The following is a 23264-nucleotide window of genomic DNA, read 5'->3' as shown; positions in this document are numbered from 1 at the left end:
CCCCCCTGCCCTGCCTCCCCCCACCGAGGGACGCAGGAACGGGTCCCCGCTCTTACGCTCTGTGCCGCGGCGGCCACTGCCCGCCACGGCCAGAAGCACGCCGGGCATGCCGGCGTCCCGCGCAGAAGGATTTCGTGATGCCCCGGAGCCACCTGAACGCGGTCCTCCGCGCCTACCTGCAGCCCCTGCACCGCGGGATCGCCGGTCTGCTGCCCCCGACCACCCGGCGGCGCTACCTGTACCTGGCCGGGCACCGGCAGCTGCCCCACCTGCGGGATCCGCGGACGTTCTCCGAGAAGGTCAACTGGCGCATCCTGTGCGACCGCCGGCCGGAGCTGGCGTGGACGTGCGACAAGCTGGCGATGAAGGAGTACGCCTACCTCTCGCAGCGGGACACCGGCCTGGCCGTGCCCGAGACGCTGTGGTCGGGCGACGACCTGGCAGCGGTCGTGGGTGAGACGTTCGACCGCGCCTGGGTGCTGAAGCCCAACCACCGGAGCGGCCTCGTCCGGTTCGGGGCAGCCCCGGACGCGGTGGACATCGAGACGGTGGAGGCGACGCGGGACTGGCTGCGGGACGACCAGAGCGTGCTGCTGGGGGAGTGGGCCTACAGCCGGGCCCGGAAGCTGTTCCTCGTCGAGGAGGCCATCGGCGGCGGTGAGCCCCTGGACGACTACAAGTTCTTCGTCTTCGGCGGGAAGGTCGCCGCCATCCAGGTGGACCGGGGCAGGTTCACGAACGAGCACGTGCGGACCTTCCACACCCCTGACTGGGAGCCCCTCCCCGTGCAGAAGACGGTTCGGAGCGGGTGGCCGACCGCAGCGCCGGGGAACCTGGCCGCGATGCTGCACGCGGCCGAGGTGCTAGGGCGCCCCTTCGACTTCATGCGGGTCGACCTCTACAGCTCGGGGGACACGGTCTGGTTCGGCGAGCTCACGCCGTACCCGGGCGGCGGCGTCACCCGGTTCGAGCCGGCTTCCTACGACGCGTGGCTCGGATCGCTGTGGTCCCTGCCGACGTCCTCGCACCGCGGTGCCCCGGCGGACGCCCGGCCGGAGGTCCCGACCACGCCGGCCGGGAGCGCGGGCGGCGTGGTCGTCCCCGGACGGACGGGTGCCGGTAGCAGCTACCCCGGCTAGTGTCTGCGGGACCGTGGGGCTCCTGTGCCCGCACGGCCAGGATGTCGCCGGGCCCGCCGGCGTCCCGCGCAGAAGGACCTCGATGCCCCGGAGCCACCTGAACGCGGTCCTCCGCTCCTGCCTCCAGCCGGCGCACCGCCGGATCGCCGGGCTGCTGCCCCCGACTGCCCGGCGGCGCTACCTGTACCTGGCCGGGCACCGGCAGCTGCCCCGCCTGCGCCACCCGCGGACCTTCTCCGAGAAGGTCAACTGGCGCATCCTGCGCGACCGCCGGCCCGAGCTGGCGTGGACGTGCGACAAGCTGGCGATGAAGGACCACGCCCACCGCCTCCGGGAGGCGGCCGGCGTGGCCGTGCCCGAGACGCTGTGGTCGGGGGCGGACCTGGGTGCGGTGGCCGGCCGTGCCTTCGACCGGGCCTGGGTGCTCAAGCCCAACCACCGCAGCGGTCTGGTGCAGTTCGGGGCGGCCGGGCAGGCGGTCGACGCATCGACGGTCGCGGCGACGCGGGACTGGTTGCGGGACGACCAGGGCGTGCTGCTGGGGGAGTGGGCGTACAGCAGCGCCCGGAAGCTGCTCCTCGTCGAGGAGGCCATCGGCGGGGGCGAGCCCCTGGACGACTACAAATTCTTCGTCTTCCACGGGCAGGTCGCCGCGGTCCAGGTCGACCGGGGCAGGTCCACGAGCGACCACGTGCGGAACTACTACACCGCCGACTGGGAGCCCCTCCCCGTCCAGAAGACCGTGCCGAGCGGATCCCCGACCGCGGCACCGGCGAACCTTCCCGCGATGCTGCACGCGGCACAGGTGCTCGCCCGGGACGTCGACTTCATGCGAGTCGACCTCTACAGCTCGGGGGGCACGATCTGGTTCGGCGAGCTCACGCCGTACCCGGGCGGAGGCGTCACCCGGTTCGAGCCCGCGGCGTTCGACGCATGGCTCGGATCGCGCTGGTCCCTGCCGACGCTGTCGCGCTGAGCCCCCGCGGCGTCAGCGGCGGCGCAGCAGCGCCAGCGCCGCGGCGGGCTCGCGCAGCCCCTTCCGCGTCTTGCGCGCGAGGTCGCGCGCCGCGACGAGAACGGGGTTGGCGAACCGGACCTCCTCATCGTGCGTCAGCCGGCAGGGCCGGCACCGGCCGCAGGGCCGGCCGTCCAGCGGGCGGAAGCAGGACCAGCGCAGCACGAGCAGGTCGAGGAAACCGTGCGACCGCGCGATCTCCCGCATCTCCTCCTTGGTCAGGTGCATGACGGGGAACGACCAGAACCGGAAGAGCTCGGACTCCGGGGAGCCGTCGAGCCGGCCGGGCTCGTCGAACACCCGGCGCTGCCAGTCGCTGAGACCGGACTCGTAGCGCTCGATGCACAGCTCGACACCCGACCAGTCGAGCGCCGCCGCCGGCCCGCTGAGCCAGAGGTACTGGGTGCCCATGGAGGTCTCCCGGAGCAGGCGTTCCCCGATCTCGGCGTCCCGCGGCCCGGGCGGGTGGTCGCTGGCCAGCACGAACCGGGTCGGGGCCAGGAGGGCGGGGTCCGGCAGCCGGGCGAGCAGGCCCGCCCGCATGGCCTCCATGGCGCGCAGTTCGAAGAGCGTGCTGGGCCGGCCGGTGTCGAGCACGTGGATCGGCTGCACCGCGCGCCCCTCGACGAGCAGCAGCTGCATCAGCCGGAACGAGGAGTCCCAGCCGCCCGTCCACAGGAGCTGCACCCGTTCCCCGTCACGTCCGGTCATGCGGTCGGATGCTACGCAGGCCGGGGTGGGCCCGCGTGCCGGGCGACAGGGCGCGGAGCCAGTCCCGGGGTCCACGGCTAAAGTCGGCGGATTGACGACGGCCCGCGGGGGTCTCGGAACGGCAGGAGATCCACGATGGTGCTGGTCGGCAACACCCGACGCCTGCTGGTCGCGCTCGGCGCGCTGGCCGTCGTCATCAACCTCGTCAGCCTGGCGCTCCGGCTGATCGCCACCGACCCGGCGATCGCCGCCGAGCTCGAGAGCGGCGCGCGGCAGCCGGTGTTCTTCGGATTCCAGGGCCTCCTGCGAATCTTCAGCGTCGACGAGGAGGCCAACCTGGCGTCCTGGTTCAACGCGGCGCTGCTGCTGCTCTCCGCCCTGGTGATCTGGGGCATCGCGGTGAACCGGCGGGCCGCGGGCGACCGGTGGTCGCGGCACTGGGGCCTCCTCGCCCTCGCCTTCGCCTACCTCTCCGCCGACGAGGCGGGCCGGCTGCACGAGTCGGCCGACGCGATCGTCGACTCGCTGATCGAGGCTCGCGGCATCCTCTCGTTCGGCTGGATCCTGCTGGCCGCACCCCTCGTGCTCGCCTTCGCGCTGGCCTACCTCGGCTTCCTCCGGGCGCTGCCGGCCGGCGTCCGGAAGCTCGTCGTGATCGCCGCCGTCCTCTACGTCGGGGGCGCGATCGGCGTGGAGGCCCTCGGTGGCCTGGCGTACGACCTCAACGACGGCCAGAAGGGCAGCCTGGCGTTCGTCATCGCCTCCTCGGTCGAGGAGGCACTCGAGATGTCCGGCGCCATCGTCTTCCTGGCGGCGATGCTCGTGGCCTCGCGGCAGCTCGTCCGGCCCGCCGCACGACCGGTCGAGCTCGTCGACCAGCGGCCGGGTGCCTCGCCGTCCTGACCGCCGCCGGCGTGCGGTGCCGGCAGCGCCGGTGGTGCGCCGACCGTGGTCCCGCACCACCCACGCGTGCCTACGCCCGCACGAGGAGCGCCACCGGCAGACGGGTGAGCACCACGTCGGCGGCGACGCCCGCCACGTCGGAGATCACCCGGGCGCCGGTCAGCAGGTCCTCCCAGGCTCCGTTGGGAAGCTGCAGGGCCGTGTCGCCCCAGCCCGTCCGGGCGAGCGCCGCCGGCAGCCGGGTCCCCACGACGACGACGCCGCCGCGGTCGTAGGCGACCAGGTGGTCCGCCGCCGAGCCGGTGACCGCCACCGGGTCGTACCCGGCGAACCACTCGGGGTGGTCGCGGCGGGCGCGCAGGGTCCGTGACACGACCAGCAGCTTGGCCGCGCCGCTCTCGTCCACCGCCGGCACCTCCCCGCCGTCGAGCCCGGCCAGCAGCCGTCGGCGCAGGGCGTAGTCCACGGGACGGCGGTTGTCGGGGTCGACCAGGCTGAAGTCCCACAGCTCGGTGCCCTGGTACACGTCCGGGATGCCCGGCATGGTCAGCTGCAGCAGCTTCTGGGTGAGCGAGTTCGACCAGCCCAGCGGCGCGATGCGGGTGACGAACGCGTCGATCCCCGAGCGCGTGGTGGAGTCGTCGAAGGCCGCGTCGACCAGCGCGTGCAGCTGCGCCTCGAACGCCTCGTCGGGATCGGTCCAGGTGGTGGCGGTGCCCGCCTCGCGGGCGGCCTTCTCCGCGTAGGCATGCGCGCGCTCGCGCGAGAGCGGCCACGCGCCCACCAGGTTCTGCCACACCAGGTGCGCCAGCGACCGGTCGGCCAGCGGGTGCCGCGCGAGCCAGCCGCGCACGAGCTGCGCCCACCCGTCCGGGATCTCGGCGAGCACGGCCAGCCGGGCACGCACGTCCTCGCTGCGTTTGGTGTCGTGCGTGGAGAGCGTGGTCATCGACTGCGGCGCGACCGCCAGCCGGTGCACCTGGGCGGCGTGGAACTCCGCGACCGTGCCGCCGAAGTGCGCGGGGTCGCCGCCCACCTCGTTGAGCGCGACGAACCGGGCCCACCGGTAGTAGGCGCTGTCCTCGACGCCCTTGGCCATGACCGGGCCGCTGGTCTGCTCGAAGCGGGTGGCCGCCTCGGCGCCGACCTGGGAGAGCACCGGGTGCAGGGCCTCGACCGCGGGGACGAGGTCGGGCCGGCGCGTGCGCACGGCGGTGACCGCGTCGTCGAGGTGCTGCCGGCCGTCGGGCAGGTAGCTGCGGTAGACGGCGAAGGTCGCCAGCAGCTCGGCCAGCGCCTCGGTCTGCTCGTCGCGGCTGATGCCCGGCAGCTCGCCGATGACCCGGACCAGCCGGGCCACCTCCGAGCCGAGCATCCCGTCGGTGACCTCGCGCTTGCAGTCGTGGACCAGCTGCGCGTAGTCGACCGGCCCACCGGCCAGCTCCGTGTCCAGCTCGGTGAACGCCGCCTCGCCGGCCGGGTCGACGAGCACCTCGGCGACCTCGGCGAGGGCGTCGTACCCCGTCGTCCCCGCGGTCGCCCAGCTCTCGGGGAGGTCCTCGCCGGGCTCCAGGATCTTCTCGACGACCGTCCAGCGGTGGTCCGACGCCTCGGCCAGCCGGTCGAGATAGCCCTTCGGGTCGGCCAGCCCGTCGGGGTGGTCGATGCGCAGACCGTCGACGGCGCCGTCGTGCACGAGCCGGAGCACCAGCTCGTGGGTGGCGTCGAAGACCGCCGGGTCCTCCACCCGCAGCCCCGCGAGGGTGTCGATGGCGAAGAACCGCCGGTAGTTCAGGTCGGAGTCGGCGCGGCGCCAGTCGACCAGCTCGTAGTGCTGGCGGGCGTGCACCTCCTGCGGGGCCCCCTCACCGGTGCCGGGGGCAATCGGGAAGCGGTTGTCGTAGTACCGCAGCTCCCCGTCCACCACCTCCAGCTTCTCGACGTCGTCCGCGGAGCCGAGGACCGGGATGCGCACCTTGCCGCCGCCGAACTCCCAGTCGATGTCGAACGCCGCGGCGTGCGCGCTGTCCGGCCCGTGCTGGAGCACGTCCCACCACCACGGGGCGGCCGCCGGGTCGTCGACGCCCATGTGGTTCGGCACGAGGTCGAGCACGAGGCCCAGGCCGTGCTCGTGCAGCGCGGCGACGAACCGGTCGAAGCCGCCCTGCCCGCCCCGGGCCTCGTCGATGTGGGCGTGGTCCACGGTGTCGTACCCGTGGTTGCTGCCCTCGGCCGAGCGGAGCAGCGGGGAGGAGTAGGCGTGGGTGACGCCGAGGTCGGCGAGGTACCCGGCGACCTCGGCGGCGTCCTGGAGGGGGAAGCCGGCGTGCACCTGCAGCCGGTACGTCGCCGCGGGGGTCCCGCGGCGACGCTCGCTCCCCGGCACCTGGATGGGCTGGGTCACTGGGCGGGCCCCGTCAGGACGACGATCGAGCGGCCCTGCACGGTGATCGTCTCGCCGGGCTTCACGTCGACCGGCTCCACCTCGTGCATCTCGGCGGTGTCGAGCACCGGCGTCCAGCTCCGCGAGTAGTCGGCGCTGGGCAGGGTGAACTCGATCAGCTCGTGCGAGGCGTTGAAGGCCAGGTAGAAGTGGTCGTCGGAGACGTACTCGCCGCGCTCGTCGGTCTCCCGGATCCCGACCCCGTTGAGGTAGACCGCCAGCGACTTGGCGTAGGCGGCATCCCAGTCCTCGTCGGCCATCTCCTCGCCCGAGGGGGCGAGCCAGGCGATGTCCGGCACCGGGTCGCCCAGCCCGCGGCGCACGGGCCGGCCGTGGAAGAACCGGCGACGGCGGAACGTCGGGTGGTCGCTCCGCAGCCTGGTCACCTTCTTGGTGAACTCGAGCAGCCCCTCGTCCACGTTCTCCCAGTCGATCCAGGTGAGCTCGGAGTCCTGGCAGTAGCCGTTGTTGTTGCCGCCCTGCGAGCGTCCGAGCTCGTCACCGTGCAGCAGCATCGGCACGCCCTGGCTGAGCATGATCGTGGTGATGAAGTTGCGCCGCTGCTTCGCGCGCAGCAGGAGGATCTCCGGGTCGTCGGTCTCGCCCTCCACACCGCAGTTCCAGCTGCGGTTGTGGCTCTCGCCGTCGTTGTTGCCCTCCCCGTTGGCCTCGTTGTGCTTCTCGTTGTAGGAGACGAGGTCGTTGAGCGTGAAGCCGTCGTGCGCGGTGACGAAGTTGATGCTGGCCATCGGACGCCGGCCCGAGTGCTGGTAGAGGTCCGAGGAGCCGGAGATGCGGTCGGCGAACTCTCCGATGGTCCCGCCCTCACCGCGCCAGAAGTCGCGGACGGTGTCGCGGTACTTGCCGTTCCACTCGGTCCACAGGGCCGGGAAGTTGCCGACCTGGTAGCCGCCCTCGCCGACGTCCCACGGCTCGGCGATCAGCTTCACCTGGCTGACCACCGGGTCCTGGTGGACGAGGTCGAAGAAGGTGGCCAGCCGGTCGACCGCGTGCAGCTCGCGGGCCAGGGCGGAGGCGAGGTCGAAGCGGAACCCGTCGACGTGCATCTCGGTGACCCAGTAGCGCAGCGAGTCCATGATCAGCTGGAGCGACTGCGGCGTCCGGACGTTGAGCGTGTTCCCGGTGCCGGTGTAGTCCATGTAGAACTGCTCGTCGCCCTCGACGAGCTTGTAGTACGCCCGGTTGTCGATGCCCTTGAACGACAGCGTGGGGCCCAGGTGGTTCCCCTCGGCCGTGTGGTTGTAGACGACGTCGAGGATGACCTCGATGCCCGCCTCGTGCAGTGCGCGCACCATGCCCTTGAACTCCTGGACCTGCTGGCCGGCCGTCGTGTCGCTGGCGTACTCGTCGTGCGGCGCGAAGAAGCCGATCGTGTTGTAGCCCCAGTAGTTGCGCAGGCCCTTCTGCTGCAGCGTGTCGTCCTGCACGAACCGGTGCACCGGCAGCAGCTCGAGGGCGGTGATGCCCAGCTCGGTGAGGTGCTCGATCGTCGCGGGGTGGGCGATGCCGGCGTACGTGCCGCGCAGTTCCTCGGGGATCCGTGGGTTGGTCATCGTCAGCCCCTTGACGTGGGCCTCGTAGATGACCGTCTTGTTGTAGGGGGTCTTCGGCGGGCGGTCGACGCCCCAGTCGAAGTACGGGTTGACGACGACGGACTTCGGCATGTGCGGCGCCGAGTCCTCGTCGTTGCGCTCCTGGGTCTCGAAGTCGTAGCCGAAGACCGACGGGTCCCAGGCGACCTGGCCGTCGATCGCCTTGGCGTACGGGTCCAGCAGGAGCTTGTTCGGGTTGCAGCGCAGCCCCTGCGCGGGGTCGTACGGACCGTGCACGCGGAAGCCGTACTTCTGCCCGGCGTGGACACCGGGGAGGAAGGCGTGCCAGACGTAGCCGTCCATCTCCGGCAGGCGGATGCGCTCCTCGTTGCCCTCGTCGTCGAAGAGGCACAGCTCGACCTTCTCGGCCACCTCGCTGAAGATCGCGAAGTTGGTCCCGGTGCCGTCGTAGGTGGCGCCGAGGGGGTAGGCACTTCCGGGCCACACCTGGGTCATCTGGGGAATTCCTCCTGCGCAGGGCGCCCCGGGGCTAGGGGCGGGTGACCCGGGTACATGCTCGCGCGCCCGGGTCGGGGACGGACGTCGGGACCCGGTTGCCCGCCCGCGGGGCCCGCCACACCTGCGCGGGCAGTGAGACTGGCGACCCGGCGTACGGGGACCGCCGGGAGACGACGACGCCCCCCGCGGCGGACCGCAGAGGGCGTCGTGCGCAGGCCCGGCCGGGGGCCGCGTGCCCGCCGGGCCGGGACCGGGGGGCGCACCGGGGTCCGACCTCGCCCGGGGGGCTCCCGGGTGGCGCTGGTCCTCGGCGCGGACCGCTCCTGCGACTGGGCACGCTAGGGGTGCGGGCGGGAGCAGACAAGTACCCGCCCTGCCGCTCGGTGTCCCGGGCGCCCCAGCCCTCGCGCGGAGCGCTCGCGACGCGTCCTGTCACACCGCCGACGTACCGTCGTCGCGTGCGCACGTCCACCGAGCTCCGGCCCACCCAGGGGCGCTTCCGCGTCGTCAGCGAGTTCCAGCCCGCGGGCGACCAGCCGGCCGCCATCGCGGCGCTCGCCGAGCGGGTGAGGTCCGGCGCCGACGACACGGTCCTGCTCGGTGCCACCGGCACCGGCAAGTCGGCGACGACGGCCTGGCTGATCGAGCAGGTGCAGCGGCCGACGCTGGTGATGGCCCCGAACAAGACCCTCGCCGCCCAGCTGGCCAACGAGTTCAAGGAGCTGCTGCCCGACGCGGCGGTCGAGTACTTCGTCTCGTACTACGACTACTACCAGCCCGAGGCCTACGTCCCGCAGACCGACACCTACATCGAGAAGGACTCCTCGATCAACGAGGAGGTCGAGCGGCTGCGGCACTCGGCGACCAACAGCCTGCTCACCCGTCGCGACGTCGTGGTCGTCTCCACCGTCTCCTGCATCTACGGCCTGGGCACCCCCCAGGAGTACGTCGAGCGCGCATTGAAGATCAAGGTGGGGGAGGAGCGCGACCGCGACGAGCTGCTGCGCACGCTGGTCACCGAGCAGTACACCCGCAACGACCTCTCGTTCACCCGCGGCACCTTCCGGGTGCGCGGCGACACGATCGAGGTCTTCCCGGTGTACGAGGAGCTCGCCGTCCGCATCGAGATGTTCGGCGACGAGGTGGAGCGGCTCTACTACCTGCACCCGCTGACCGGCGAGGTCGTCCGCGAGGTCGAGGAGCTGTTCGTCTTCCCGGCCAGCCACTACGTCGCCGGGCCGGAGCGGATGGAACGCGCCATCGGCAGCATCGAGGCCGAGCTCGAAGGGCGGCTGGCGGAGCTGGAGAAGCAGGGCAAGCTGCTGGAGGCCCAGCGGCTGCGCATGCGCACCACCTACGACATCGAGATGATGCGGCAGGTCGGCTTCTGCTCCGGTATCGAGAACTACTCGCGGCACATCGACGGCCGCACGCCCGGCAGCGCCGGCGCCTGCCTCATCGACTACTTCCCGGACGACTTCCTCCTCGTCATCGACGAGTCGCACGTGACCGTGCCGCAGATCGGCGGCATGTACGAGGGCGACATGAGCCGCAAGCGCACGCTCGTGGAGCACGGCTTCCGCCTCCCGTCGGCGATGGACAACCGCCCGCTGAAGTGGGAGGAGTTCACCGACCGGATCCACCAGACCGTCTACCTCTCGGCGACGCCGGGCGACTACGAGCTGGGCAGGGTCCAGGGCGACGTCGTCGAGCAGGTCATCCGCCCCACCGGCCTGATCGACCCCGAGGTCGTGGTGAAGCCGACCAAGGGGCAGATCGACGACCTGGTCCACGAGATCCGGCTGCGCACCGAGAAGGACGAGCGGATCCTCGTCACGACCCTCACCAAGAAGATGGCCGAGGACCTCACCGACTACCTGCTCGAGCTCGGCATCAAGGTGCGGTACCTGCACTCCGAGGTCGACACGCTGCGCCGGGTCGAGCTGCTGCGCGAGCTCCGGCAGGGCGAGTACGACGTGCTGGTCGGCATCAACCTGCTGCGCGAGGGCCTGGACCTGCCCGAGGTCTCCCTGGTCGCCATCCTCGACGCGGACAAGGAGGGATTCCTGCGGTCGGGCAAGTCGCTGATCCAGACGATCGGCCGCGCGGCCCGCAACGTCTCCGGCCAGGTGCACATGTACGCGGACAAGATCACGCCGTCGATGGCGCAGGCGATCGAGGAGACCAACCGGCGGCGCGAGAAGCAGATCGCCTACAACACGGCCAACGGCGTCGACCCGCAGCCGCTGCGCAAGAAGATCGTCGACATCCTGGACGGCATCTACAAGGCCGCCGAGGACACCGAGGCGGCGACCGAGCTGCTGGGTGGGTCCGGTCGGCAGCAGTCCCGCGGCAAGTCGCCGGTTCCCGGGCTGTCGTCGAAGAGCAAGGCCAAGGCCGGCTCGATCGACGTGCAGGGACTGCCCCGGGCGGAGCTGGCCGACATGATCCAGACGATGAACGAGCAGATGCTCTCCGCGGCGCGGGAGCTGCAGTTCGAGGTGGCCGCCCGCCTGCGCGACGAGCTCAACGAGCTCAAGAAGGAGCTTCGCCAGTTCGACGCCGCGCACGCCTAGCTCCACCCGCTCCACCAGGGCCGTCCGACGGCTCCGCAGAACTTCTCCGGGACGGCGGGAACTGTCCCGGAGGCCAGCGCGTTGCTGACCATGAACCACACGGAACGTGCGGGCGGTGACGTCTGCACGGTTCCCGGTTCGTGGAGGGGAGTATCCCGACGCGAACGGGTCGTCATTACGGGATCCCCTGCGGTCCCCGGCCCGTCGGCCGCCCGTCCGGGCGGTGGGAGAGACCTCCGGCTGACTGACAACCGCCAGTTCTCCGGAGGCTCTTCTTGGACGTCCCGTTCTGGGTGTGGGCGATCACAGTCACCGCGATCGTCGCCATGCTCGCTTTCGACTTCTTCGGCCACGTGCGCACGCCGCACGCGCCCACCCTGCGTGAATCGGCGATCTGGTCGGCTGTCTACGTCGCGCTCGCCATCGTCTTCGGGATCCTGATCTGGATCTTCTACGGCGCCACGTTCGGCGGTGAGTACTTCGCCGGCTACATCACCGAGAAGAGCCTGTCGGTCGACAACCTCTTCGTGTTCGTCATCATCATGGCGAGCTTCGGGGTGCCCCGGGAGCTGCAGCAGAAGGTGCTGCTGTTCGGCATCGCCTTCGCGCTGGCGCTGCGCACGGTCTTCATCGCCGTGGGCGCTGCCGCCATCGCCAACTTCAGCTGGGTGTTCTACCTCTTCGGCGGCATCCTCATCTGGACCGCCTGGGCGCAGGCGCGCAGCGGCGGGCACAGCGAGGAGGAGGACTACGAGGAGAACGCCGTCCTCCGGTTCGCGCGCAAGCGGCTGCGCACCACGGAGGAGTACCACTCCGACCGGATGACCGTGAGGCAGCAGGGCAAGCGCTACCTGACGCCGCTCGCGATCGCGCTGATCGCGATCGGCACCGCCGACGTCATCTTCGCCGTCGACTCCATCCCGGCGATCTTCGGCCTCACCCAGGAGACGTTCCTCGTCTTCGCCGCGAACGCCTTCTCGCTGCTGGGTCTGCGCCAGCTGTTCTTCCTCATCGACGGGCTGCTGGACCGGCTGGTGTACCTGGCCTACGGGCTCGCGGTCATCCTCGGCTTCATCGGGATCAAGCTGGTCATCCACGCGCTGCACACCAACGAGCTGCCGTTCCTCAACGGCGGTGAGCACATCACCCTGATCCCCGAGGTGCCCACCTGGCTCTCGCTGACGGTCATCCTCGTCACCCTGGTCGCGACGACCGTGGCCAGCCTGGCCAGGAGCCGCCGGGACCGCGAGGAGCACGCCGCCCTCGCAGCCGAGGCCGCGGTGCCGCAGGCCCCGGCCGGCCTCGCCGCCGAGGAGCGCCCGGCGGGTGCCGACCCGGCGGTCGGGACGGGTCGGACCACCGGCGACGTGCTCGGCCGGGGCGTGGGCGACGACCGGTCCGGGGCCGCCGACACGGACGAGGGGACGGCGCGCCGGGCGGACGGATCGCTCCGGCGGTAGACGGCGGTGCGCCGGGGTACGGTGTGCGCCACGTACCCCGGTGCTGGCAGTCGATGAGGCCTGCGCGGCGACGGGGTCGCACGATGGAGGGGAGTATCCCCCCGCGGCAGCGTCGTCATCACGAGATCCCACGGTCTCCGGTGCTGCCGGTCGTCGGCCCCGGGCCGGCGGTGGGAGAGACCTCCGGTGCCGACACACGTCCCCGGAGGACCTCACCCGCATGGAACTTCCCGCCTGGTTCGAGATCGCGACGTTCGTGGGGCTCACGACCCTGCTGCTCGCCGATCTGGCCATCGTCGCCCGCCGCCCGCACGAGCCCTCCCTCAAGGAGGCCGGCCTCTGGGTGAGCTTCTACGTCAGCCTGGCGCTGATCTTCGGCCTGCTCATGCTGGCGTTCACCGACGGCGTCTACGCCACGGAGTTCTACGCCGGTTGGCTGACCGAGTACTCCCTCTCGGTCGACAACCTCTTCGTCTTCGTGATCATCATGGCCCGCTTCCAGGTGCCCCGGAAGTACCAGCAGGAAGCGCTGATGATCGGCATCATCATCGCGCTCGTCCTGCGCGGGATCTTCATCCTGCTCGGTGCGGTGGTCATCGAGCGCTTCGTGTGGGTCTTCTACATCTTCGGCGTCTTCCTGATCTACACGGCGATCAACCTCGTGCGGCACCGCGACGACGACGAGGAGTACGAGGAGAACGCCTTCATCCGGCGGATGCGCAAGGTCCTGCCGATCACGAAGGACTACCACGGCGCCAAGATCCGCGTGACGGAGAACGGCAAGAAGATGTGGACGCCGATGATCGTGGTCATCCTGGCGCTCGGCACCACGGACCTGATCTTCGCGCTCGACAGCATCCCGGCGATCTTCGGGCTGACCCGCGAGCCGTTCATCGTCTTCACCGCGAACGTCTTCGCGCTCATGGGCCTGCGGCAGCTGTACTTCCTGCTCGGCGGGCTGCTCAAGCGGCTCGTGTACCTCTCCCTCGGGCTCGCCGTCATCCTGGCCTTCATCGGCGTCAAGCTGATCCTCGAGGCGGTGCACGAGAACCAGCTGCCCTTCGCCGGCGAGCGCGAGCCCATCGAGGCGGTGCCGCACATCCCGATCTGGCTCTCGCTGAGCATCATCCTGGGCGTGCTGATCATCGCCACGGTGGCCAGCCTGCTCAAGACCCGCGGCCAGCAGATCACCGTCGACGAGCCGGTCCTCGAGCCGGAGGAGGCCGAGAAGATCGCCACCGGCGGCCCGGAGGCCGCCGCGGCGGCCGAGTCGCGCCTCGCCGACCGCGCCGACCGCGGCGACGGCGGCGACGGCGGCGCCCGGCGCTGACGTCCCCGCCCCGGCCGCCCAGCGGCCGGGGCGGGCAGCTCGGCTAGCGTCGCCGGCATGCGCCCGTCGGACCTCGCCCTCCTGCGGACGCCGGGGACGCCGACGGTCTCGCCCGACGGGCGGATCGCGGTCGTCGCCGTGCGCTGGCCGGATCCGGGGGCCGACGGGTACCGCAGCCAGCTCTGGGCGGTGCCCACCGACGGCTCCGCGCCGGCGCGCCCGCTCACGACCGGCCGGCACGACACCGATCCGTGCTTCTCCCCGGACGGGCGGTGGCTGGCCTACCTCGGCACGGAGCCCGGCGGCTGCGCCCAGCTCCGGGTGCTGCCGGCGGCCGGCGGAGCGCCGCGCCGGCTGACCGACCACCCGCTGGGAGCGGGGCCGCCGGTGTGGGCGCCCGATTCGCGCCGGCTGGCCTACGTCGCACGGGTGCCCGAGCACGGCCGGTACGGCACGGTGCCCGGGGTCGGGCCGGCCGCGGAGCCACCCCGGCTGATCACCTCCCTGGCGTACCGGCGGGACGGGATCGGTTACCTCCGCGACCAGCCGGCGCAGGTCTTCGTGATCGCCCTGCCGGCCGACTTCGCCGACGACGCCGCGCCCCCGCCGGTGCCCGTGCAGGTGACCACGGGGGAGGCCGACTGCGCCGACGTGACCTGGAGCCAGGACGGCGAGGAGCTGGCGTTCGTGTCGGCGCGCCACGACCGCGCCGGCCGGGACCTGGTCCGCGACGTGCACGCCGTCCGCCCCGACGGCACCGGGATGCGGCGGGTCACAGACGCCCGCGCGGACTGCTCGCTCCCGGTGTACACCCCGGACGGCGGCTCGATCGTGCTCACCGCGGTCCCCGACCTGGGGCCGGACGGGGTGGACGTGGTGGCCCGGGCATCCGTGCCCTGCCGGGTGCCCGCCCAGGGCGGCCCGCTGACCGCGCTCCTCGACCCCGGGCAGCACGCCCGGGGCGACGCCACCTCGGCGACCGTGCTGGCCGACGGGGCGGTGCTGGTCGGCGATCAGCGGCGGGGCTCGGTGGAGCTCCTGCGGGTGCCCCTCGACGGCGGACCGCCCGAGACGCTGGTCGGCGGCTCGTTCACCGTCCGGGGCATCGGCGCCGCCGGCGGGGTCGTCGTCGCCACCATCGCCCACGACCGCTCCGCCGGGGAGCTGCTCGCCCTGCGCGACGGGAGCCGCCGGCTGCTCACCGCCTTCGGCCGTGAGCTGGGGGTCACCGGGCGGCTGCACCGGATGCACGAGCGCGGCGCCGAGGCGCCCGACGGGTACCCGGTGCACGGTTGGGTGACCCCGCCTCCGGGGGAGGGGCCCCACCCGGTGCTGCTCGTGCTCCACGGCGGGCCGTTCCGCCAGCACGGCTGGGAGCTGGACGCCGACACCCAGGTGCTGGTCTCGGCCGGCTACGCCGTCGTGCGCTGCAACCCGCGCGGGTCCTCCGGCTACGGCGCGGCGCACGGACGGGCGATCCGCGGCGCGTGGGGCGGCCGGGACGCCGACGACGTCCTGGCGTTCCTCGACGCGGTGCTCGCCGACCCCGCGCTGGACGCGGGTCGGGTGGGCGTCATGGGCGGTGGCTACGGCGGCTCGCTCGCCGCGCTCCTCGTCGGCCGCACGGACCGCTTCGCGGCGGCCGTCGTGGAGCGGGCGCTGATCGATCCGCAGAGCTTCGCCGGCACCTCCGACGTCGGTTGGCACGTCGTCGACTCGCACCTCGGGACCGATCCCGAGCGGCTGCGGGCGCAGAGCCCGCTGGCGCAGGCCGCCGGCACCCGCACCCCGACACTGGTCGTCTCCGCCGAGGACGACCGGCGCACGCCGCCGGAGCAGGGCGAGCGCCTGTTCGCCGAGCTGGTGCGGCGGGGGGTCCCGGCGGAGCTGCTCCTCTTCCCCGGCGAGGGGCACGACCTGCCACGGAACGGGCGGCCACGGCATCGCGTGGCGCGCCTGGAGCACCTGCTCCGCTGGTGGGGGCGGTGGCTGCCGGCGGGCGGGACGGCCGCAGCCGGGGGCTGAGGAACCGACACGCCGTCACGGCCGGTGACTCAGCGTGGAGTCCTGCGGTCGGCGTGTCGTGACGTGGATCACAGGTGAAACCCCAGGTCGGCCGGGGGATCGGCGCACGTCCCGGTGCCCACGGGCGGGCTCCGCCATATTTCGGATCGCGAGCTTCCTCTATGCAAGCGCCTCGTCACTCCGGTGGAGTGCCGGTGCCGGCAACGGTGCCGGCTCGCGGCGACTGCGCCGCCGATCACCGATCGAAGGGATCGAGCGTGAACGAACGACGGACCGCGTCCGCACGACGGACGGCGGCTCGCACCATCGCACTGGGCACCAGTGGCGTCATGATCGCCCTGGCGCTCCCGATCACCACGGCCACCGCCGCGCCCCGGGACTCGTGCGACCGCAGGCACAACAACACCTACGCGAAGCTGCTGGAGTGCGTGGACCTCGAGGACGTCCTCGAGCACCAGCGCGCGTTCCAGAAGATCGCCGACAACAGCGACGACCCGGTCTACCCGGACAGCCGCGCGGCGGGCACCGACGGCTACGCCGACAGCGTCGAGTACGTCGCGGGTCTGCTGGAGGACGCCCGCATGGACGTCACCCTCGACCCGGTGGAGATCACCTTCAACTTCCCGGCCGTGCTGCGGCAGCTGACCCCGGTCGCGGAGGAGTACGAGACCGGCGTCTTCACGGGCAGCGGCTCGGGCACCGTCGAGGGCACCGTGGTCCCCGTCGACATCAACCTGGTCGGCGACCGGGCCTCCTCCAGCGGCTGCGAGGCCGAGGACTTCACCGGGGTGGACCTCAGCGGCCCGGCGGACATCGCACTCGTCCAGCGGGGCACCTGCAACTTCGGCGACAAGGTCGTGAACGCGCAGACTGCCGGTGCCGAGGCGGTGATCATCTTCAACCAGGGCAACGGCCCCGACCGCATGGAGCTGATCGTCGCCAACGCCGCGACCCTCGGCGACGGCAGCACGGTCGAGCACGGGATCCCGGTCGTCGGCGCCAGCTTCGCGCAGGGTGAGGCCCTCGCCCAGCCCGGTGCCACCGCGTTCGTCGAGGTGCTGCCGGCGGAGACCCGCACCGACTACAACATCATCGCCGAGGTGCGGGGCCGGGACCGGGACGACGTCGTCATGGCCGGCGCCCACCTCGACAGCGTCACGGTCGGCGCGGGCATCAACGACAACGGCTCGGGCTCCGCGGCGCTGCTGGAGACGGCGCTGTCGATGGCCAGCCTCAAGCCGCACAACACGCTGCGGTTCGCGTGGTGGGCCGCCGAGGAGCAGGGTCTGGTCGGGTCGACGAGCTACGTGGAGAAGCTGTCGCAGAAGGAGCTCGACCGGATCGCCCTGTACATGAACTACGACATGGTGGCCTCGCCGAACTACGTGCAGATGGTCTACGACTCGGACGAGTCGACCTGGGACGCGTCCGCCCCGATCCCGGCGGGTTCGACGGCGATCGAGGACCTCTACGAGTCCTTCTACACCAAGGTCGGCGTGCCCTACGACGACGCGGAGTACTCCGGCCGCAGCGACTACCAGGCGTTCATCAACGCCGGCATCCCCTCCGGTGGTCTCTTCACCGGCGCCGAGGTGCGCAAGACCGAGGAGCAGGCGGCGATCTGGGGCGGTGTCGCGGGTGACCAGTTCGACCCGTGCTACCACCTGGCCTGCGACGACTTCGGCAACCTCGCCCTGGACGCGCTGGACGTCAACAGCGATCTCATCGCCTTCGCGATGCTGACGTTCGCCTTCTCCACCGAGTCGGTGAACGGCGTCAAGGGCCGGCCGGTCCCCGGGCCGGCGTTCGAGCTGCCCGCCCCCGCCGGCGCGGAGGGCACGTTCGTCGTGCCCGCCGGCGGTGGTGGTCTCGAGCACGACCACGTGCACGGTCACGACGTCGTGAGCTGATCCACCTCCGGGAACGCGAGCCGTCGTCGGCGTCCTCCCAGGGACGTCGGCGGCGGCTCGTGCCGTGCGGGGGTGCCGGCCGGCGCGCGGGGGCCTACCGTGCGCAGGATGGCGCTCATCTACCCCGTCCGGATCGACTCCCCGGAGCCCGACGAGGACGCGGCCCCCGAATTCGCCGAGCTCGCCGCCGACCTGTCGGACCAGTGGCTGGTCGAGGTCGATCTGGGGGAGGACGGTGACGACGCCTGCTTCGGCCCGCTCACCCCGCGGGCGGCGTGGGACCTCGCACTGGGCGTGGAGGGGCAGCGGCCGGAGTGGACCGTCTCGGTGCTCCCGCTGCACGTGCCCGGCACCGCCGACGAGCTGGTCGCCCTCTTCGACGACGACGACGAGTAGCCGGGCCGGCGGTCACCAGCCGCGCTCGCGCCACTCCCGGAGGTGCGGGCGCTCGGCGCCGAGGGTGGTGTCCGCGCCGTGCCCCGGGTAGACCCACGTGCCGTCCGGCAGGACGGCGAACAGCCGCTGCTCGACGTCGTCGACCAGGCTGGCGAAGTCCTCCGCGGACCAGGTCTTCCCCACGCCGCCGGGGAAGAGGCTGTCGCCGGTGAAGAGGTGCACGCCGGCGTCGCCGGGCCCGCGCCAGACCAGCGCGATGCTGCCCGGCGTGTGCCCGCGCAGGTGCACCACCTCGAGCACCTGCTCGCCGACGGCCACGGTGTCGCCGTGCTCGACCGGTCGGGTCACCGGTACGGGCAGGGCCGGGGCGTCCGCCGGGTGGGCGACGGTCGCCGCACCGGTCGCGGTGACGACGTCGGGCAGCGCCCGGTGGTGGTCCCAGTGGCCGTGGGTGGTGACGACGGTGCGCAGGTCGGCGTCCCCGACGAGCGCCAGGAGGACCGCCGGCTCGTCGGCGGCGTCGACGAGCAGGCCCTCGCCGGTGGCGGTGCAGCGCAGCAGGTAGGCGTTGTTGGCCATCTCGCTGACCGCGACCTTGCTGACGGTCAGGCCGGGCAGCTCGCGCACGTCGGCGGGGCCGGCGACGGCGACGTCGCCGGTGTAGGTGGGGGTGCTCATCCGGACTCCGTTCGGAAAGTGTCGGCGGGCGCCGTTACGGTCCAGCCATGGACGCTAGCGGAGGTGTCGGCACAGCTCAGGGCGATGCCTCGGGGGACAGGGCCGGCGGGCAGCAGGCCGGGCAGCGGGTCGTCGGGCTGACGGCCACGGAGATCGCGGCGCAGGTGCGCGCCGGCGAGCTCACCGCGGTGGAGGTGGTCCGCGCGCACCTCGACCACGTCGAGGCGGTCGACGCACGGATCGGCGCCTTCCGCGTGGTGCGGCGCGAGGCGGCGCTGGCCGAGGCCGCCGCGGTCGACGCGAGCCTCACCCGCTTCGCCCTCCCGCTGGCCGGGGTCCCCGTCGCGGTGAAGGACAACGTCGCGGTGGCCGGGGAGGTGTGCACCGACGGCTCGCCGGCCCGCGACGCCGGCCCCGAGCGCCGGGACCACGAGGTCGTCACCCGGCTGCGCAAGGCGGGCGCGGTGGTCATCGGCATCACCCGGGTGCCCGAGCTCTGCCTGTACGCCGCCACCGACGGCCCGGGCACGGTCACACGCAACCCCTGGGACACCGCGCTCTCGCCGGCGGGCAGCTCCGGTGGCAGCGCGGCGGCGGTGGCCTCCGGCTCGGTCCCGATCGCGCACGGCAACGACGGCATGGGCTCCCTCCGGCTGCCGGCCGCCGCCTGCGGGCTGGTCACGCTCAAGCCCGGGGTCGGCGTCCTGCCCGGCGGCATCGGCGCCGACGACTGGTCGGGCATGGCGGTGAACGGGGCGCTGGCCACCACGGCGGCCGACCTGGCCGTGGCGCACGCGGTGCTGGCGGGGGAGCAGCCCACGGCACCGGCGGCGCCGGGGCGTCCGCTGCGGATCGCCGTCAGCACCCGCTCGCCGCTGCCCGGCGTCGGCGCCGACGAGGCCACGCGGGCGGCGGTCGACGCCGTGGTGAACCAGCTGCGCGCGGCCGGGCACACCGTGGTGCGCCGCAACCCGCCGGTCACCCCGGCCGCCGCCGCCGGCGCCCTGGCGCGGTGGATGGCCGGCGCCGAGGACGACGCGGAGTTCCTCGGCATCGACCGCGTGCGGCTTCAGCCCCGCAGCCGCACCCACGCCCGCATCGGCCGGCTGGTGCGCCGGCTGGGGCTCATCCGGCCGCGCACGCAGGAGCGGTTCCGGCAGCGGATGGGGCGCTTCTTCGACGACGTCGACCTGCTGCTCACTCCCGTCACCACCGGTCCGCCGCTGCCCGCCCGGCCGTGGCACGAGCGCGGGTTCCTGGCGAACATCGCGGCCAACGCCCGCTGGGCGCCGTGGACGGCGGCCTGGAACCTCGCGGGCATCCCGGCGGCGGTGCTGCCGGCCGGCGCCCGGCCCGACGGCCCCCCGGTGCCGGTCCAGTTCGTCGGCCCGCCGGGTGCCGAGGAACGGCTACTCTGGATCGTCGGCGAGCTGGAGTCCCGCCGGCCCTGGCGCCGGTACGCGCCCGTCTTCGACCCCACCGCGACGCCGGCCTGAGGGCCCGGCCCGGTAGCGGCCGGCCCGGTGACCGGGCGCAGCTCACACCGTGCGGAGGACGACCGCGGGCAGCGCCGGCGTTGCACCGGCTGAACCGCGACCGGACCACGACGGCCGCCGTCCAGCGCACCACCGCTCCACACACCAGCGACCGACAGGGATCACATGGACCGGCTCGTCGTCCGCGGCGCCCGCGAGCACAACCTCAAGGACGTCCACATCGACCTCCCCCGTGACGCGCTCATCGTCTTCACGGGCCTGTCGGGGTCGGGCAAGTCCAGCCTCGCCTTCGACACGATCTTCGCCGAGGGGCAGCGGCGGTACGTCGAGTCGCTCTCGGCCTACGCCCGCCAGTTCCTCGGCCAGATGGACAAGCCCGACGTCGACTTCATCGAGGGGCTCTCCCCGGCGGTGTCGATCGACCAGAAGTCGACCAACCGCAACCCGCGGTCGACCGTCGGCACCATCACCGAGGTCTACGACTACCTCCGCCTGCTCTACGCGCGGGCCGGGCAGCCGCACTGCCCGAACTGCGGCAAGCCGATCTCGCGGCAGACGCCCCAGCAGATCGTCGACCAGGTGCTGGCGATGGAGGACGGCACCCGGTTCCAGGTGCTGGCCCCGGTCGTCCGGGCCCGCAAGGGTGAGTACGTCGACCTGTTCAGCTCGCTGCAGACCCAGGGCTTCTCCCGCGTCCGCGTCGACGGCACGGTGCACCCGCTGACCGAGCCGCCGACGCTCAAGAAGCAGGAGAAGCACAGCATCGAGGTGATCGTCGACCGCCTCACGGTCAAGGAGAGCGCCAAGCGCCGGCTCACCGACTCGGTGGAGACCGCGCTCGGCCTGGCCGGGGGCCTGGTCGTCCTCGACTTCGTCGACCTGCCCGACGACGACCCCGCGCGCGAGCGCACCTTCTCCGAGCACCTGGCCTGCGTCGACGACGGGCTCTCCTTCGAGGCGCTGGAGCCGCGGTCGTTCTCCTTCAACTCGCCCTTCGGCGCCTGCGGCGAGTGCACCGGCATCGGCACCCGCAAGGAGGTCGACCCGGAGCTCGTCGTCCCCGACCCCGGCAAGAGCCTGAACCAGGGCGCCATCGCCCCGTGGTCGAGCTCGATGAGCAACGAGTACTTCACCCGGCTGCTCACCGGCCTCTCGCAGCAGATCGGCTTCTCCATGGACGAGCCGTGGGAGCGGCTGCCGGCCAAGGTGCAGAAGGCGATCCTGCACGGTTCGCCCGACCAGGTGCACGTCCGCTACAAGAACCGGTACGGCCGCGAGCGCAGCTACTACGCCGCGTTCGAGGGGGTGCTGCCGTTCCTGGAGCGCCGGCACGACGACACCGACAGCGAGTACATGCGGGACAAGTACGAGGGCTACATGCGCGACGTGCCCTGCCCCGTCTGCCACGGCACCCGGCTGAAGCCCGAGATCCTCGCGGTGAAGCTCAACGGGCGGTCCATCGCGGAGGTCACCAACCTCTCCATCGGTGAGGCGTCGCAGTGGCTGGGCGCGCTGGAGCTGGGGGAGCGGGAGAAGGCGATCGCCGACCGCGTGCTGCGCGAGATCCAGGCCCGGCTCTCCTTCCTCGTCGACGTCGGCCTGGACTACCTCTCCCTCGACCGGCCGGCGGCCACGCTGGCCGGCGGTGAGGCGCAGCGCATCCGGCTGGCCACCCAGATCGGCTCCGGGCTCGTCGGCGTCCTCTACGTGCTCGACGAGCCCTCGATCGGGCTGCACCAGCGGGACAACACCAAGCTGATCGAGACCCTCGTGCGGCTGCGCGACATGGGCAACACGCTCATCGTCGTCGAGCACGACGAGGACACCATCAAGATGGCCGACTGGGTCGTGGACATCGGTCCCGGGGCCGGCGAGCACGGCGGCGAGGTCGTCGTCAGCGGCACGGTCGACGACCTGCTGGCCAGCGAGCGGTCGCTGACCGGCCAGTACCTCTCCGGCCGCAAGCAGATCGTCGTCCCCGAGCAGCGGCGCGAGCTCACGCCCGGGCGCGAGCTTGTGGTGAAGGGCGCCCGCGAGAACAACCTGCGGGGCGTCGACGTCACCTTCCCGCTCGGCTGCATGGTGGCGGTCACCGGGGTGTCGGGCTCGGGCAAGTCCAGCCTGGTCAACGACATCCTCTACAGCGTGCTGGCCAACGAGCTCAACCGGGCGCGGCTGGTGCCCGGCCGGCACCGCACCGTCACCGGCCTGGAGCACCTGGACAAGGTGGTGCACGTCGACCAGTCGCCCATCGGCCGCACCCCGCGGTCGAACCCGGCCACGTACACCGGGGTGTGGGACCACGTCCGCAAGCTGTTCGCCCAGACCTCGGAGGCGAAGGTCCGCGGGTACCTCCCCGGCCGGTTCTCCTTCAACGTCAAGGGCGGCCGCTGCGAGGCGTGCTCGGGCGACGGGACGCTGAAGATCGAGATGAACTTCCTGCCCGACGTGTACGTGCCCTGCGAGGTCTGCAAGGGCGCCCGGTTCAACCGGGAGACCCTCGAGGTGCACTACAAGGGGAAGACCGTCTCCGAGGTCCTCGACATGCCGATCGAGGAGGCGGCGGACTTCTTCGCGGCCATCCCGGCGATCGCCCGCTACCTGCGCACGCTCACCGACGTCGGTCTGGGCTACGTCCGCCTCGGCCAGCCCGCGACCACGCTCTCCGGTGGCGAGGCCCAGCGCGTCAAGCTCGCCAGCGAGCTGCAGAAGCGGTCCAACGGGCGCAGCATCTACGTCCTCGACGAGCCGACGACCGGCCTGCACTTCGAGGACATCCGCAAGCTGCTGCTGGTCCTGCAGAGCCTGGTCGACAAGGGGAACTCGGTGATCGTCATCGAGCACAACCTCGACGTCATCAAGAGCGCCGACTGGATCGTCGACATGGGGCCCGAGGGCGGCTTCCGCGGCGGCACCGTCGTCGCGGAGGGCACCCCGGAGTTCGTCGCGTCGGTCCCGGAGAGCCACACCGGCCGGTACCTGGTGCCGTTGCTGGACGCCGACGCGATCGCCGCGGCGGCGGCCGGCCCGGTGAAGAAGCGGGTCCGCAAGAAGGCGAGCTGACCGACCGGTGCCCGACGACGGCCCGCGCTCCCCCCGGGGGTGCGGGC

At 72.4% G+C, this 23264-nt stretch carries 15 protein-coding genes; 11 read left to right on the top strand and 4 right to left on the bottom strand.

Translation table 11 applies throughout. The features are described 5' to 3' along the window. The first annotated feature begins 137 nt into the window (after nt 1–137). Together BMW62_RS09160 and BMW62_RS09155 are read left to right on the top strand one after the other, a co-directional pair. Nucleotides 138–1139, top strand: coding sequence for an ATP-grasp fold amidoligase family protein (locus BMW62_RS09160; RefSeq protein WP_091930550.1), 1002 nt, complete (start codon nt 138–140; stop codon nt 1137–1139). 82 nt (nt 1140–1221) lie between these two features. After that, entirely contained in the window at nt 1222–2115 is an 894-nt protein-coding gene (locus BMW62_RS09155; protein WP_091930549.1) for an ATP-grasp fold amidoligase family protein, read from the top strand. 12 nt (nt 2116–2127) lie between these two features. Here the strand turns inward: BMW62_RS09155 and BMW62_RS09150 are convergent, their stop codons facing one another. Continuing rightward, the gene (locus BMW62_RS09150) at nt 2128–2865 is read right to left on the bottom strand and encodes an adenine nucleotide alpha hydrolase family protein (RefSeq protein ID WP_139206226.1); all 738 of its coding nucleotides are present in this window, start codon (nt 2863–2865) and stop codon (nt 2128–2130) included. Nucleotides 2866–3000: 135 nt separating this feature from the next. On the opposite strand from BMW62_RS09150, the gene BMW62_RS09145 reads away from it, so the two are divergent. Beyond that, on the top strand, nt 3001–3768 hold the full coding sequence (locus BMW62_RS09145; protein WP_091930547.1) for a hypothetical protein: 768 nt from the start codon (nt 3001–3003) through the stop codon (nt 3766–3768). A 70-nt stretch (nt 3769–3838) separates the two neighbouring features. Here the strand turns inward: BMW62_RS09145 and treY are convergent, their stop codons facing one another. Both treY and glgX read right to left on the bottom strand, forming a co-directional pair. Continuing rightward, nucleotides 3839–6172 carry a malto-oligosyltrehalose synthase gene (treY, locus tag BMW62_RS09140; protein WP_091930546.1) on the bottom strand — a complete coding sequence of 778 codons (2334 nt, stop codon included), beginning with the start codon at nt 6170–6172 and terminating at the stop codon, nt 3839–3841. Further along, the gene (glgX, locus tag BMW62_RS09135) at nt 6169–8280 is read right to left on the bottom strand and encodes a glycogen debranching protein GlgX (protein ID WP_091930545.1); all 2112 of its coding nucleotides are present in this window, start codon (nt 8278–8280) and stop codon (nt 6169–6171) included. The genes treY and glgX overlap by 4 nt, the downstream gene beginning before the upstream one ends. Nucleotides 8281–8741: 461 nt before the next feature. Here glgX and uvrB point away from each other — a divergent pair, with 461 nt between their 5' ends. The 6 genes from uvrB to BMW62_RS09105 all read left to right on the top strand — a co-directional run bounded on the left by uvrB (nt 8742) and on the right by BMW62_RS09105 (nt 17980). Next, on the top strand, nt 8742–10859 hold the full coding sequence (gene uvrB / locus BMW62_RS09130) for an excinuclease ABC subunit UvrB (RefSeq protein WP_091930544.1): 2118 nt from the start codon (nt 8742–8744) through the stop codon (nt 10857–10859). A gap of 275 nt (nt 10860–11134) precedes the next feature. Beyond that, complete coding sequence (locus BMW62_RS09125; RefSeq protein ID WP_091930543.1) at nt 11135–12319, top strand: TerC family protein; 1185 nt, start codon at nt 11135–11137, stop codon at nt 12317–12319. Between the two features lie 220 nt (nt 12320–12539). Then, complete coding sequence (locus tag BMW62_RS09120; protein WP_091930542.1) at nt 12540–13649, top strand: TerC family protein; 1110 nt, start codon at nt 12540–12542, stop codon at nt 13647–13649. A gap of 57 nt (nt 13650–13706) precedes the next feature. Further along, the gene (locus tag BMW62_RS23440) at nt 13707–15674 is read left to right on the top strand and encodes a S9 family peptidase (RefSeq protein WP_091930541.1); all 1968 of its coding nucleotides are present in this window, start codon (nt 13707–13709) and stop codon (nt 15672–15674) included. 257 nt (nt 15675–15931) lie between these two features. Further along, the gene (locus BMW62_RS09110) at nt 15932–17584 is read left to right on the top strand and encodes a M28 family peptidase (protein WP_244523929.1); all 1653 of its coding nucleotides are present in this window, start codon (nt 15932–15934) and stop codon (nt 17582–17584) included. A 108-nt stretch (nt 17585–17692) separates the two neighbouring features. Further along, entirely contained in the window at nt 17693–17980 is a 288-nt protein-coding gene (locus BMW62_RS09105; protein ID WP_091930539.1) for a hypothetical protein, read from the top strand. A gap of 12 nt (nt 17981–17992) precedes the next feature. Here BMW62_RS09105 and BMW62_RS09100 read toward each other — a convergent pair whose 3' ends face one another. Further along, entirely contained in the window at nt 17993–18658 is a 666-nt protein-coding gene (locus BMW62_RS09100; protein ID WP_091930538.1) for an MBL fold metallo-hydrolase, read from the bottom strand. A 47-nt stretch (nt 18659–18705) separates the two neighbouring features. Here BMW62_RS09100 and BMW62_RS09095 point away from each other — a divergent pair, with 47 nt between their 5' ends. Both BMW62_RS09095 and uvrA read left to right on the top strand, forming a co-directional pair. Continuing rightward, a complete protein-coding gene (locus tag BMW62_RS09095) occupies nt 18706–20154 on the top strand; it encodes an amidase (protein ID WP_091930537.1) in 1449 nt (482 codons plus the stop codon). A gap of 165 nt (nt 20155–20319) precedes the next feature. After that, nucleotides 20320–23217 (top strand): excinuclease ABC subunit UvrA, encoded by a 2898-nt coding sequence (uvrA, locus tag BMW62_RS09090; protein WP_091930536.1) that lies wholly within the window; start codon nt 20320–20322, stop codon nt 23215–23217. Nucleotides 23218–23264: the final 47 nt, after the last annotated feature.

Source organism: Blastococcus sp. DSM 46786, assembly GCF_900109665.1.
GTDB classification, from domain to species: domain Bacteria; phylum Actinomycetota; class Actinomycetes; order Mycobacteriales; family Geodermatophilaceae; genus Blastococcus; species Blastococcus carthaginiensis.
This window is presented reverse-complemented; position numbering and strand designations above follow the sequence as displayed.